Below are 13,077 nucleotides of genomic sequence, written 5' to 3' on the forward strand. Positions count from 1 at the left end.
CTCCATGGCTGTACAGACCGCTACCCCCGCCACCACCGTCGACCTCGGTCCCGCTTCCGGGCTTTCGTGTCGCGAATGCGGTGAAGTCTTCGCACTCGGCCCGATCTTCGCCTGCGAACTCTGTTTCGGACCGCTCGAAGTCGCGTACGACCTCCCCACCGGTGACCCCGAGGCGCTGCGCAAGCAGATCGAGGCCGGCCCCGCCAACATCTGGCGCTACGCCCCCCTGCTGCCCGTACCCGCCGACGTCGCCGACAAGCCGAACCTGAACCCGGGCTGGACCAAGCTCGTCCAGGCCGACAACCTCGCCCGCGAGATCGGCGTCGCCCCCGGCAAGCTCTTCGTCAAGGACGACTCCGGCAACCCGACCCACTCCTTCAAGGACCGGGTCGTCGCCCAGGCCATCGAGGCCGCCCGCGCCTTCGGCTTCACCACGCTCTCCTGCTCCTCCACCGGCAACCTGGCCGGCGCCGTCGGCGCCGCCGCCGCCCGCGCCGGCTTCCGCTCCTGCGTGTTCATCCCGCACGACCTGGAGCAGGGCAAGGTCGTCATGGCCGGTGTCTACGGCGGTGACCTCGTCGCCATCGAGGGCAACTACGACGACGTCAACCGCTTCTGCTCGGAGCTCATCGGCGACCCGCTCGGCGAGGGCTGGGGCTTCGTCAACGTCAACCTCCGCCCGTACTACGGCGAGGGCTCCAAGACGCTGGCGTACGAGATCTGCGAGCAGCTCGGCTGGGTCATCCCCGACCAGCTCGTCATCCCGATCGCGTCCGGCTCGCAGCTCACGAAGATCGACAAGGGTCTGCAGGAGCTCATCAAGCTGGGCCTCGTCGAGGACAAGCCGTACAAGATCTTCGGCGCCCAGGCCGAGGGCTGCTCCCCGGTGTCGGTGGCCTTCAAGGCCGGCCACGACGTCGTACGGCCCCAGAAGCCGAACACCATCGCCAAGTCGCTCGCGATCGGCAACCCGGCCGACGGCCCGTACGTCCTCGACATCGCCCGCCGCACCGGCGGCGCCGTGGAGGACGTGAACGACGAGCAGGTCGTCGACGCGATCAGGCTGCTCGCGCAGACCGAGGGCATCTTCGCCGAGACCGCGGGCGGCGTGACCGTCGGCGTCACGAAGAAGCTCGTCGAGGCCGGTCTCATCGACCCGAACCTCACCACCGTCGTCCTCAACACCGGCGACGGACTCAAGACCCTGGACGCGGTGGCCGACACCTCTCAGGCGACCGTCACCATCCGCCCGAGCCTGGACGCGTTCCGCGACGCCGGCCTGGCCCTCTGAGCCGACCCACTCTCCCGGCTCTCCGAAAGGTTACGAAGACATGGCCGTGAACGTCCGCATCCCCACCATCCTCCGCACCTACACGGGCGGGAAGTCCGAGGTCCAGGCCGAGGGCGCGACCCTCGCCGAGGTCATCGCGGACCTGGAGAAGAACCACACGGGCATCTCCGCCCGCGTCCTGGACGACCAGGGCAAGCTGCGCCGCTTCGTCAACGTCTACGTGAACGACGACGACGTGCGCTTCGAGCAGGGCCTGGAGACGGCCACCCCGGCCGGCGCCGGCGTCTCGATCATCCCGGCCGTCGCCGGAGGCTGACCGTCGGGCACAGTGCCGGAGGCTGAGCGTCGCGCCCAGTGCCGGAGGCTGCCGAGCCTTATCAGCTGCCCCATCTTTCTCGAAACTCTCGAATTGCCCCTTCCGCGCCAATAAGCGGAGGGGGCAATTCTGCAGGGTTGAACGCGATAGAGTTGGGGAAGTCCCCGCCGCTGCTCATGCCGGACGCATATGAGAATGCGTCCCTGCGCGACAAGAAGCAGCCAAAGTGTGTGCGCGTTGTGTACCTTCTGCACGCTTTGCCGGGCCCGACTTGCCCCGTCATCCTGGGGATTCTCCCTAATTCGCCTTTCCGTCGCGCCCAGAATTCTCGCTCGAATGACCTGTTGCAGAGGGCAGTTGGGCAGATACATTCAGCCGCGGTCGACGCGTTCCGGCGCAGGGTCTGACCCGGGTCCGCGAAGTGCGGTCCCGCGCAAGGGCCAGTAATAGGGGAGTTAGGCATGGCTCAGGGCACCGTCAAGTGGTTCAACGCGGAGAAGGGCTACGGCTTCATCGCGGTCGACGGTGGTGCGGATGTTTTCGTCCACTACAGCGCGATCCAGATGGATGGTTACCGCAGCCTCGAAGAGGGACAGCGAGTCGAGTTCGAGATCTCGCAGGGCCAGAAGGGTCCGCAGGCGGACATGGTCAAGCTCGCCGTCTGAGCGCGGCGCGATCGGCCACCGACGCAACGCCGTCGAGGGGCCCGTATCCCTGAGGGGACGCGGGCCCCTCGCTGCGTTCCGGTCGGCTTCCGCGCCGCTTCCGGCCCGCTTCCACCCCGCCTCCGCCCCGGCCGGTTCACGTCCCGATCATCGAGAGTCGCTTGCACTCTCCTAGGTCGAGTGCTAATCATTGGCGTTAGCACTCGGAAGGTGAGAGTGCTACGAGGATCGGGCAGACGAGGCCGCCGGCCGGGTGGGGCAAGGAACCACACGGAACACGCGGAGGCCGTCCGTCGCGGGCGTCGGCGCGGTCCTGGAGCGTTATCCACCCCATGTCCGGGAGGACCACTTCACATGGCCAAGATCATCGCGTTCGACGAGGAGGCCCGGCGCGGTCTCGAGCGCGGCATGAACCAGCTCGCTGACGCCGTCAAGGTCACCCTCGGCCCCAAGGGCCGCAACGTCGTCCTCGAGAAGAAGTGGGGCGCCCCCACGATCACCAACGATGGTGTCTCCATCGCCAAGGAGATCGAGCTCGAGGACCCGTACGAGAAGATCGGCGCCGAGCTGGTCAAGGAAGTCGCCAAGAAGACGGACGACGTCGCCGGCGACGGTACGACCACCGCCACCGTCCTCGCCCAGGCGCTCGTCCGCGAGGGCCTCCGCAACGTCGCCGCCGGTGCCAACCCGATGGCCCTGAAGCGCGGCATCGAGAAGGCCGTCGAGGCCGTCTCCGGCGCCCTCCTCGAGCAGGCGAAGGATGTCGAGACCAAGGAGCAGATCGCTTCGACGGCCTCCATCTCCGCCGCCGACACCCAGATCGGCGAGCTCATCGCCGAGGCGATGGACAAGGTCGGCAAGGAAGGCGTCATCACCGTCGAGGAGTCGCAGACCTTCGGTCTCGAGCTTGAGCTCACCGAGGGCATGCGCTTCGACAAGGGCTACATCTCGGCGTACTTCGCCACCGACATGGAGCGCATGGAGTCGTCCCTCGACGACCCGTACCTCCTGATCGTCAACTCCAAGATCTCCTCCGTGAAGGACCTGCTCCCGCTCCTGGAGAAGGTCATGCAGTCGGGCAAGCCGCTGCTGATCATCGCCGAGGACGTCGAGGGCGAGGCCCTGTCGACCCTGGTGGTCAACAAGATCCGCGGCACCTTCAAGTCCGTCGCGGTCAAGGCCCCGGGCTTCGGCGACCGTCGCAAGGCCATGCTGAACGACATCGCCATCCTCACCGGCGGCACGGTCATCTCCGAGGAGGTCGGCCTCAAGCTGGAGAACGCGGGCCTCGACCTGCTGGGCCGCGCCCGCAAGGTCGTCATCACCAAGGACGAGACCACCATCGTCGACGGTGCCGGTGACAGCGAGCAGGTCGCCGGTCGCGTGAACCAGATCCGCGCCGAGATCGAGAACTCGGACAGCGACTACGACCGCGAGAAGCTGCAGGAGCGCCTGGCGAAGCTCGCCGGCGGTGTTGCGGTCATCAAGGCCGGTGCCGCCACCGAGGTCGAGCTCAAGGAGCGCAAGCACCGCATCGAGGACGCCGTTCGCAACGCGAAGGCGGCCGTCGAGGAGGGCATCGTCGCCGGCGGCGGCGTGGCCCTGCTCCAGGCCTCCTCGGTCTTCGAGAAGCTCGAGGCCGACCTCGCGGGCGACGAGGCCACGGGCGCGAACATCGTGAAGCTGGCCCTTGAGGCCCCGCTGAAGCAGATCGCGATCAACGCCGGCCTCGAGGGCGGCGTCGTGGCGGAGAAGGTCCGCAACCTGCCCGTCGGCCACGGCCTCAACGCCGCGACCAACGAGTACGTCGACCTCATCGCCGAGGGCATCATCGACCCGGCGAAGGTCACGCGCTCCGCGCTGCAGAACGCCGCGTCGATCGCCGCGCTGTTCCTCACCACCGAGGCCGTCATCGCCGACAAGCCGGAGAAGGCGTCCGCGCCGGCCGGCGGCGGCATGCCGGGCGGTGACATGGACTTCTGATCCTCCGGGATCGGTGGTTCATCGCCGGACGCGTGAGCTGAACGCGCGAGCCGAACGCGAAGAACGAGGGCGGCACCCCCACCAGGGGGTGCCGCCCTCGGGCGTTTAACGGATCCTGGAAGTGCCCCTTCGTGAAGGGAACGGACCATGGTCACCCTCCTCACCACACCGGCCGACCGTGAGCTGGTCGTCACCCGCACCTTCGACGCCCCACCGGCCCGCGTCTGGGAGGCCTGGACGGTCCCCGAGCACGTGCGGGAGTGGTACGGGATGTCCGGGCTGACCACGACGGTCGTCGACATCGATCTGCGGGTGGGCGGTGCGTGGCGCTGGGGCCAGACCGCACCCGACGGGCAGGAGATCGTCTTCTCGGGCACGTACGAGGACATCGTCCCGGTGGAACGCCTCGACTACACGGAGACCTTCGAGCAGATGCCGGACGCCGAACCGGTCCGCGTCACCCTCACCTTCGACGCCACCCCCGACGGGGGAACCGCCCTGACCAGCACGTCCGTCTGGCCCTCGAACGAGATCAGGGACCAGGCGCTGGACGCGGGCATGGAGACGGGGGTGCGGGAGCAGTACGACCGGCTCGCGGAGCACCTGAAGACCATGTGACCCGGCGGCCTCTCACGTGACGCGGAGCAGTGCGTGCGCGATCGGCTCTCCGGTCCGACGGGCGCGCGCCAGGCCGGACTTCACCTCGGAGAGGGTCCGGGGGCGGTAACCCGGGCCCCCGCAGCAGGACTTGTGGAAGCGGATGCCGGCGTTCAGGACGACCGACAGCGCCCGCCAGCCGGAGACGTCCCGGCGGCGGGGCGGTGCGAAGGCCGATCCCGCGTGGATGAGGACGCGCGCGCAGCGCGGACACCGCCGCTCGCGCTCACGGTCGTACGGCTGCTTGTACGAGGCGCGGCACGGCAGACAGACGTACGAGGTCTTGGCGTGTCCCATGGGGGCAGGTTAGGGGGCGTGGCCCCGGTGCTGCTCGTGAATTACCGGCGGGGTGACCGGCGGTGGAGTCATCCCCCGTCCGGTCACGCGCGGCGGAAGAGGGCCGTCCAGAGGAAGGACTCGCCGAAGGCGGGGTAGTCGGCGGGTTCGTCGCGCATACGGCGGAGGTCGATCGCGGTCAGGCCGTTCGGGTTCGTGGCGTCCGCGAAGATCGTACGCAGCGACTCCTCGGTGTACGCGAGACCGCCCTCCAGGCGGCCCTTCCGGTAGAACTCGGCGTCCGACAGCTCCGAGCCCATGCCGCCCTCGCCGGCCGCGAACGCGGTGAGCGCGAAGTGCCCGCCGGGCGCGAGGGCGCGTTCCAGGAGCGCGAGGTAGCTGACGCGGCGGTGCGGGGGCAGGTGGTGGAAGCAGCCGGAGTCGTAGATCAGGTCGTACGGGCCGTCCGGTGCGGCGCCCTTGAAGGCGTCGCCGCAGATGAACCGGATGTTGCCGGCGCCCGCTTCTTCGGCCCGTTCCCCGGCCCAGGCGATGGCGGTCGGCGAGAGGTCGACGGCGTCCACGTCGTACCCGAGCGAGGCGAGGTACAGGGAGTTCCGTCCGGGTCCGCACCCGAGGTCGAGGGCCCGGCCGCCGGCCGGGAGCAGGCCCCGCTCGACGTACGACACCAGGTTCTCGTCGGGCTTCGCGACGAAGAACGGCACCGGCTTGTCCCGGTCGGCGTAGAACCCGTCCCACCAGTCGGCGCCACCGTCGGTCCAGCGGTCGGCGCCTGGGGCGAACAGTCCGTCGAGCAGGTTCAGGACGTCGTCGACGGTGCGGATGTCGCGGTCGGCCTCGTGCATGTGGAATCTCCCCTCCGAGTCCCTTAAGGATAGGGGGAGTTGAGGTAAAAGCCCAGGTCAGGGATAGTGTGCGGAGGTGCCGTGCGGGGCGTGGCGGGGCTGCGACCGGAGGGCGAGGGCTCGGGGGCGGGCGGAGTGTGTGGGCCGCCGGAGGAGGGCCTCCAGGGCCGGGAAGAGGCCTTCCGGGGCCCCGCCAGCGCAGGTTTCTGGCGCCTTGGATTCGAGTGGATGTACGATCCGGCTGCCGACAGGGGGGGTCCCGCCGGCCCCCGGCCGCCGCGGCTCTGACTCCGCCCTGCCATGTCGTGCCTGTCGTGCCTGTCGTGCCTGTCGCGCCCGTCATGCCTGTCGTGCCCGGCCTGCTCGCCCTCCCGCGTCGTACCCGCATGCCCACCCGTACGAGGGGACACGTACTTGTCCGTCCGAAGAGCCGTCGCGCTCGCACTGAGCGCGACCCTGGGCCTCACCGGCCTGACGGCCACCGCGACCGCATCCGCCGCCACCGCTGCCGCGTCCGACGCGCCGTACGAGGTGACGATCCCGGCGCCGGCCGATCCCGACGGGATGCTCTCCACGCTCCTCGTCGCGGCCGGCACCGGCGTCCAGCTGGTCCGCTCCGAAGAGGCCGCGTACACCTCCTGGCAGAGTCTCCAGGGAGGGCGGGTCGCCCACGGCCCGGGATGCTGGTCGGAGGACGCGGTCTTCCACGGCGACAGGGTCGCCTGCTTCTCCGCGATGGGAGACGAGGCGTCCGTCCACGACTTCGCGAGCGGCACCACCTTCACCCTGCCCCTCGCGTACGAGCACGTGTACCCCGCCGTCTCCGCCGACCGGCTGATCGCCGCCGACTCAGGGAGCGGGGGCGGTGCCGTCCTGCACCTGCTGGGCCACGGCCCGGACGCCCCCGCCGACCTGGAGGTGCTCGTCCCGGGCGCCGACGGGCCGCCCTCCCTCGTCGCCTACGACGACGCCGGTGCGCTCATCTCCTACGGCGGCGCCGCGTCCCCGCACACCGCCCTGATCGACTTCGCCACGGGCACGCTCACCGCTGTGCCCGAGCTGCCGTTCTCCACGTCCTCCCGCAGCGCGGTCCTCAGCGCCGACTGGATCGTCCAGTACGACGCCACCGGCACCGACCAGGCGTTCGTCGTCTCCCGCACGGACCACGGCGACACGGGCCGGACGGTGAAGCTGCCGAACGACCGGGACGACACCGACGCGCGGCTCGGCGTCGTCGGCGACTGGATCGTCGGCCGCTACGACGGGCCGTCGGACCCCTGGGAGTTCGCGTACTTCCCCGTCGTCGCCACGCCGATCGCCGGGGGTACCACGCGTGACCTCGGCATCGTCGCCCAGAAGGGCGAACCGGTGGAGACCGGAACGGACGGCGCCCTGTACGCCCTGGGCGGCACCGACCCCGCTCACTGGGGTGTACGGCGCATCGCCCCGGGCGCCGACGGCGCCCCTGTCACCTCCCAGGTCCTGGCCGCTCCCGCGACCGTCCCGTACGCCGCGGTGACCATGGCCAACGGCCGCGTGGTGACGGAGACGCGGACCGAGACCCACACCCTCCGCGGATTCGGCCTGTCCCTCGCCGGAGCGCCCACGGCGGCGCCGTCCTGGACCTGCGACGCGCTGTCCGGCACGGCGCCGAACTGCCCGTCGCTCCTCAAGTCGACCGGCACCGGGAAGTGGTGGCACGACACCGGCGACGGCCGGCTGGTCATCCTGGAAGAGGCGAACGGCACGCCGTCCGGCGCGACGACGTCGTGCACCGACTGCATCGTCAAGGCACACGTGACCGCGCCCGGATCCGCGGGAACCACGCGCACGGTCACGCTCGCCCACACGGGCAAGCTCCAGGTGGACTTCGTCGACAGCGTCTCCGGTCGCTACGTGCACTTCCGTGGCAGCACGACCGCCGGGGTGCGCTCGATCGTCGCCGACATCGAGACGGGGAAGATCCTCCGGAACTCCGCCGCCACCTCCCGGCAGGCCCTGTGGGGCAACCTGCTCTGGACCGCGTCCGCTACGGACGACACCGTCTCCGCGATCGACCTGCGGACGGGCGCGAACGTCGAGACCCACGACCTCGGGACCGGCTGCCGGTCGTCCCGCCTGGAGGTCGTCGGCAAGTGGATCTACTCGCTCTGCTCGTCGGACTCGTCGGCCGCGGTGGTGTACGACCGCGAGAGGAAGGTCGCGGTCAAGGTCCGGGTGGACCGGAACAGCGAGTCCCATCTGGGCGAGGGATTCCTCGTCACGCCCTACTACGGCGCCTACGGATACACCCTGATGGCGACCGACGTCCGCTCCGGTGAGGCGGTGGACCGCTTCCTCGGCTACCTCGCGCGCGCCAACGTCTCGTACCCGGACCAGGTCTGGGCGGTCGACCGCTTCGGCGGGGCCGTCGCCTTCGTCGACTCGCTGCGGAAGATCCACGTCGTCGGCCTCGGCGGGGTCACCGGCCGCCTGGCCGTCCTCGACTCCGACACCCCCGCGGTCAACCTCAAGTCGGCTTCTTGGAAGCCGCGTTGGTGGCTGTCCAAGCCCGCCGCCTCCTGGTCCCTGACCCTCAGGCACAAGGCGACCGGCAAGGTCGTGCGCAGCCTGAGCGGAGGCGAGGCGCGCGGTCTCGTGGCTCCTTCGTGGGACGGGAAGGACGCGGCTGGGAAGCTGGTCGCGAACGGTGCCTACACGTGGGCGCTCACCGCGAAGGCCGCCGACGGTCAGGGTCTGGATCTCGCGGTGTCCGGTGCGGTCTCGGTGAGTGGTGGCGCTGCGGTGTGGCGTGACATGGCCGGGGACGACGGTTTCGGGGATCTGCTGGTGATGGACACGGCTGGGCTGGTGTCGCTGTACCGGGGGACTGGTACGGGTGCGGTGTCGGCGCGGATCGCGGGTACGGGGTCGAAGTTCGCGACGTCGTCGGTGTTCGTGCCGGTGGGCGATCTGAACGGTGACCGGTGTGCGGATGTGTATGTCCGTGTCGGTGATCAGCTGCGCGCGTACCGGCCGGGTTGCGGGAAGGTGGTTTCTGCTTCTTCGCCGTACACGTTGGTGGGTTCGGGTTGGGGTCAGTACGACGTGCTGACGTCGCCGGGTGATGTGAACGGGGATGGGTTCGCGGATCTGGTGGTGCGGCAGGCGTCGACGGGTGACATGTACTTCTACGGGGGTACGGCTGATCATCGGGTGAAGTCGCGGGTGCGGATCGGCACGAACTGGAAGTTGTACAAGAAGCTGGTCGGTGCCGGTGACCTGAACGGTGACGGGCGGGGTGACCTGCTGGGTGTCGACGCGGCGGGTGTGCTGTGGCGGTATTACGGCACGGCGACCGGTGGTGTGTCGGCGCGGGTGCAGGTCGGCGGCGGCTGGGGGGTGTATACGTCACTGGTCGGTGTGGGTGACCTGTCGGGCGATGGTCGTACGGATCTGGTGGCGCGTGACGCGGCTGGGAAGCTGTGGCGTTACAGCGGTACCGGGACCGGCCTGTACGGTGCGCGTGTGACCATCGGTACGAGCGGCTGGCACACGTTCAAGGGCCTGTACTGAGCACCTGAGCACCTGAGTGAGTGATCGAGGGCCCGGCCGTCCCACGGCCGGGCCCTCAGTCGCTCCCCGGCTTACGGGGCCAGCAGGCCCGCGTCCTGGCCCGAGCGGCGCAGAGCGTCCGCGACGAAGCCGTTCGCCTTCAGCTCCTCGACCGTGTCGCGGAGGAACGCGAGGGTCTCGGGCGCCCGGCCGACCGTCGTCCCGACGGCCTGCCGGATCTCCATGAACCGCCCCTCGATCAGCCGCACGTCCGGGTGCGCATCGGCGTACGCGGTGAGCGGCTGCCGGATCCCCGCGCCCACCTCAAGACCCTCGGCCCGGAACGTGTCGACGCCCTCGCCCCCGCGCACGACGGTCGCATGGGCGAGGGTCCTCGACAGGAACAGGTCGTACGCCGAACCCTTCTTGACCCCGATCCGCACGCCGGGCGCGTCCACGTCCTCCACGGTGGTGTACGCCGAGCCGCGCGCCACGACGTACACGCCCTCGATGACGACGTACGGGGCCGTGAACGCCACCTCCGCCTCCCGTGCCGGATCCACGGCCAGGAAGCAGAGGTCGGCCCGGCCGTCCGCCATCGCCTCGTAGGACTTCCGCGCCGCGTCGAAGCAGAGCAGCTCCACGGGGAGCCCGAGGCGCGCCCCGATCTCCCGCGCCAGGTCCACGGTGACTCCCGACGGCGCCTCGGGGGTGCCTTGCGCGAGTACGGGATTGCCGAGGTTGACGGAGGCCCGGAGGGTTCCGGTGGGCGCGAGGTCGGCGGCGATGGCGGGGTTCGGGGAGGCCGGGGTGGTCGTCATGGGGGTGGAGTCTAGGCAGGCTTGGCGGCGGAAGCGGCGGCGTCCTGGTGGACGCGGTCGAGGAGGGCCAGCTCGTCCGGGGTGAGGCGGAGGTCGCCGGCGGCGATGTTGGCGGCGAGGTGCTCGGGGTTGCCGGTGCCGGGGATCGCGAGGAGGTGGGGGCCCTGGTGGAGGGTCCAGGCGATGCGGATCTGGGCGGAGGTGGCGTCGTGGGCCCGGGCGACGGCGAGGACCTCTTCGGACTCCGGGGCGGTGGCTCCGGTCTCGCGGCCGGCGGCGGCGATCGCGTAGAAGGGGACGAAGGCGATGCCCTGTTCGCCGCAGAGGCGGACGAAATCCGCGTACTCGGGGCGGACGCCGATCCCGTACATGTTCTGCACACAGACGACGGGGGCGATGGCCTGGGCCTCGGCGAGATGGGCGGGAGTGATGTTGGAGAGGCCGAGGTGGCGGATGAGGCCCGCGTCGCGGAGTTCGGCGAGGGCGCCGAAACGCTCGGCGATCGAGTCCTCGCCGAGGACGCGGAGGTTGACGACGTCGAGGTGGTCGCGGCCGAGCTGGCGCAGGTTCTCCTCGACCTGGGCGCGCAGGGCGGCCGGGGTGCGGGCGTGCTCGCTCCACTCGCCGGAGGCGTCGCGGGCGGGGCCGACCTTGGTGGCGATGACGAGGTCGTCGGGGTAGGGGCCGCCGAGGGCGCTGTTGATCAGCTCGTTCGCGGAGCGGAGGGAGGAGAAGTAGAAGGCGGCCGTGTCGATGTGGTTCACGCCGAGCTCGACGGCCTTGCGGAGAACGGCTATCGCGCGGTCGCGCTCCATCGGGACGGCGTCCGGAATGAGGGCCGGGCCGTACTGGGGAAGGCGCATGGCGCCGAAGCCGAGGCGGTTGACGGTGAGGTCACCGCCGAGGGTCCAAGTGCTGGGGGTGGTGGTAGTCATGCCCGGGATGATCTCCCGGGGGCGGGGGTGGCGTCACGTTGAGGGGGGTCTCCTCGGCGCTGGGGGCGGGCCAGAAGCCCGCCAGACACCGCCACCCCCCGTACCAAGGAGACCTCGCACGAACACCCCTCCCCCCTCCGGGGGTTGGCCCCACCCCCGAAGCGCCTGGCTGCCGGATGGGGGGCGCGGTGTCGGTCCGCGAGGCTGTGCGCATGACAACGAACCGTGGCCGTCGGCCCCTGCTCCTCGCCCTCTCCCTCTCCGCCGCCGTCGTCGCCGGCGTCGCCCTCACCGGTGGCGCTGTCGCTCCCGCCGCTGCGGCCGGGCTCGGTTGGGGCGACTGTGACCTCGCCCTGAAGCCGCTTCCGGGGCAGCGCTGTGCCCTGCTCTCCGTACCCCTCGACTACGCCGATCCCGACGGGCCTCAGATCGAACTCGCCGTCTCCCGCCTTCCCTCCGCCCGGCCCGAGGCGCGGCGCGGGACGCTCATGGTCATTCCCGGTGGGCCCGGCAGTTCCGGTGTGCAGCGGCTCGCGCAGAAGGGCGCCGCCCTCTCGGCCGAGATGGACGGTGCCTACGACCTCGTCGCCTTCGACCCCCGTGGCGTCGGCGGTTCCGCCAAGGCCCGGTGCGGGCTCGCCGACGCCGACCGGTGGATGGTCACCCTGCGGTCCTGGCCCGGCGCCGACGGCCGCATCGACGACAACGTCGCCCGGTCCCGGCGGATCGCCGAGGCCTGCGCCCGTAACGGTGGCCCCATGCTCCGCAGCCTCACCACCGCCAACCAGGTGCGCGACCTCGACCGGCTGCGGCAGGCGCTCGGCGAGCGCAAGCTCTCGGCGTGGAGCGTCTCCTACGGGACGTACGTCGCCGCCGCCTACGCCGAGAAGTTCCCCGGGCGGACCGACCGCTGGGTCCTCGACAGCAGCAACGACCCCGACCCGAAGCGTGTCGCCCGGGGCTGGCTGGAGGGCATGGCCCAGGGCGCCGACGACCGCTTCCCCGACTTCGCCGCGTGGGCCTCCCACCCCGACCGCGCCGACGACGGGCTGCGGCTCGCCGAACGCGCCGGTGACGTGCGTCCGTTGGTGCTCGACCTCGCCGCTCGTCTCGACCGGGAGCCGCGCGCGTCCGCGACGCCCGGCGTGCCGCTGACCGGGGCCATGCTGCTCCAGGCCCTTCAGCAGGCCCTCTACTCCGATGCTTCCTTCCCGGCCTTCGCGCGGCTCGTGACCGAGGCCCTCGCCCCGGCGGGCGATCCCGTGCTGCCGCGCGAACTCTCGGGCGCCATGCCCGATGACGTCGCCGCCATCACCGTCGGCGTGATCTGCAACGACGTCGACTGGCCCCGGTCGTCCATGCGGACCTTCGAGCGAAGCGTCGCCGCCGACCGGGAGCGTCATCCGCTGACGGCGGGCCTGCCGGTGAACGTCACGCCCTGCGCGTACTGGAAGGGCGGTGCGGTGGAGAAGCCCGTGCGCGTCACCGACCGGGGGCCCTCCAACATCCTCATGATCCAGAACCTGCGTGACCCGTCGACTCCGTATGCCAACGGGCTGCGCATGCGCGAGGCGCTCGGCGAGCGGGCGCGGCTCGTCTCCGTCGACCACGGCGGGCACGGGGTCTACCTGGGGAACGGGAACGCGTGCGGGGACCGGGCGGTGACCCGTTTCCTGACCGAGGGCGTGCGGCCGGCCGAGGACGTTCTCTGCCGTTGACGGCCAGAGGGGTGG

At 70.7% G+C, this 13,077-nt stretch carries 11 protein-coding genes; 7 read left to right on the forward strand and 4 right to left on the reverse strand.

Features of this window, described 5'->3' with window-relative positions:
- Window positions 1-4: 4 nt before the first annotated feature.
- The 5 genes from thrC to ACIA8N_RS24005 all read left to right on the forward strand — a co-directional run bounded on the left by thrC (window position 5) and on the right by ACIA8N_RS24005 (window position 4,873).
- Window positions 5-1,291, forward strand: a complete 1,287-nt coding sequence (thrC, locus tag ACIA8N_RS23985; protein WP_030556165.1) for a threonine synthase — start codon at window positions 5-7, stop codon at window positions 1,289-1,291.
- A 40-nt stretch (window positions 1,292-1,331) separates the two neighbouring features.
- On the forward strand, window positions 1,332-1,607 hold the full coding sequence (locus ACIA8N_RS23990; RefSeq protein WP_365782514.1) for a MoaD/ThiS family protein: 276 nt from the start codon (window positions 1,332-1,334) through the stop codon (window positions 1,605-1,607).
- Between the two features lie 461 nt (window positions 1,608-2,068).
- A complete protein-coding gene (locus ACIA8N_RS23995; RefSeq protein WP_015035246.1) occupies window positions 2,069-2,272 on the forward strand; it encodes a cold-shock protein in 204 nt (67 codons plus the stop codon).
- 354 nt (window positions 2,273-2,626) lie between these two features.
- On the forward strand, window positions 2,627-4,255 hold the full coding sequence (gene groL / locus ACIA8N_RS24000; protein WP_317873524.1) for a chaperonin GroEL: 1,629 nt from the start codon (window positions 2,627-2,629) through the stop codon (window positions 4,253-4,255).
- A 147-nt stretch (window positions 4,256-4,402) separates the two neighbouring features.
- Entirely contained in the window at window positions 4,403-4,873 is a 471-nt protein-coding gene (locus ACIA8N_RS24005) for an SRPBCC domain-containing protein (protein WP_365782517.1), read from the forward strand.
- 12 nt (window positions 4,874-4,885) lie between these two features.
- Here ACIA8N_RS24005 and ACIA8N_RS24010 read toward each other — a convergent pair whose 3' ends face one another.
- Together ACIA8N_RS24010 and ACIA8N_RS24015 are read right to left on the reverse strand one after the other, a co-directional pair.
- The gene (locus ACIA8N_RS24010) at window positions 4,886-5,209 is read right to left on the reverse strand and encodes a deoxyxylulose-5-phosphate synthase (protein ID WP_365782519.1); all 324 of its coding nucleotides are present in this window, start codon (window positions 5,207-5,209) and stop codon (window positions 4,886-4,888) included.
- Window positions 5,210-5,292: 83 nt separating this feature from the next.
- Window positions 5,293-6,054 carry a class I SAM-dependent methyltransferase gene (locus ACIA8N_RS24015; RefSeq protein ID WP_365782521.1) on the reverse strand — a complete coding sequence of 254 codons (762 nt, stop codon included), beginning with the start codon at window positions 6,052-6,054 and terminating at the stop codon, window positions 5,293-5,295.
- 414 nt (window positions 6,055-6,468) lie between these two features.
- Between ACIA8N_RS24015 and ACIA8N_RS24020 the strand changes: the two genes are divergently transcribed.
- Window positions 6,469-9,609, forward strand: coding sequence for an FG-GAP-like repeat-containing protein (locus ACIA8N_RS24020; RefSeq protein WP_365782523.1), 3,141 nt, complete (start codon window positions 6,469-6,471; stop codon window positions 9,607-9,609).
- A 71-nt stretch (window positions 9,610-9,680) separates the two neighbouring features.
- On the opposite strand, the gene ACIA8N_RS24025 is transcribed toward ACIA8N_RS24020, so the two are convergent.
- Window positions 9,681-10,409, reverse strand: coding sequence for a transporter substrate-binding domain-containing protein (locus tag ACIA8N_RS24025; RefSeq protein ID WP_365782525.1), 729 nt, complete (start codon window positions 10,407-10,409; stop codon window positions 9,681-9,683).
- Between the two features lie 11 nt (window positions 10,410-10,420).
- Window positions 10,421-11,344 carry an aldo/keto reductase gene (locus ACIA8N_RS24030; RefSeq protein WP_365782527.1) on the reverse strand — a complete coding sequence of 308 codons (924 nt, stop codon included), beginning with the start codon at window positions 11,342-11,344 and terminating at the stop codon, window positions 10,421-10,423.
- A 212-nt stretch (window positions 11,345-11,556) separates the two neighbouring features.
- Here ACIA8N_RS24030 and ACIA8N_RS24035 point away from each other — a divergent pair, with 212 nt between their 5' ends.
- A complete protein-coding gene (locus tag ACIA8N_RS24035) occupies window positions 11,557-13,062 on the forward strand; it encodes an alpha/beta hydrolase (RefSeq protein ID WP_365782529.1) in 1,506 nt (501 codons plus the stop codon).
- The last annotated feature ends 15 nt before the right edge of the window (window positions 13,063-13,077 follow it).

Source organism: Streptomyces sp. NPDC051822 (assembly GCF_044452745.1).
Classification (GTDB): domain Bacteria; phylum Actinomycetota; class Actinomycetes; order Streptomycetales; family Streptomycetaceae; genus Streptomyces.

Coding starts and splice junctions, on each gene's coding strand:
- ACIA8N_RS24025 (WP_365782525.1), bottom strand. CDS start 10,409: ATGACGACCACCCCGGCCTCCCCGAACCCCGCCATCGCCGCCGACCTC.
- ACIA8N_RS24010 (WP_365782519.1), bottom strand. CDS start 5,209: ATGGGACACGCCAAGACCTCGTACGTCTGTCTGCCGTGCCGCGCCTCG.
- thrC (WP_030556165.1), top strand. CDS start 5: ATGGCTGTACAGACCGCTACCCCCGCCACCACCGTCGACCTCGGTCCC.
- ACIA8N_RS24035 (WP_365782529.1), top strand. CDS start 11,557: ATGACAACGAACCGTGGCCGTCGGCCCCTGCTCCTCGCCCTCTCCCTC.
- ACIA8N_RS23990 (WP_365782514.1), top strand. CDS start 1,332: ATGGCCGTGAACGTCCGCATCCCCACCATCCTCCGCACCTACACGGGC.
- groL (WP_317873524.1), top strand. CDS start 2,627: ATGGCCAAGATCATCGCGTTCGACGAGGAGGCCCGGCGCGGTCTCGAG.
- ACIA8N_RS24030 (WP_365782527.1), bottom strand. CDS start 11,344: ATGACTACCACCACCCCCAGCACTTGGACCCTCGGCGGTGACCTCACC.
- ACIA8N_RS24005 (WP_365782517.1), top strand. CDS start 4,403: ATGGTCACCCTCCTCACCACACCGGCCGACCGTGAGCTGGTCGTCACC.
- ACIA8N_RS23995 (WP_015035246.1), top strand. CDS start 2,069: ATGGCTCAGGGCACCGTCAAGTGGTTCAACGCGGAGAAGGGCTACGGC.
- ACIA8N_RS24015 (WP_365782521.1), bottom strand. CDS start 6,054: ATGCACGAGGCCGACCGCGACATCCGCACCGTCGACGACGTCCTGAAC.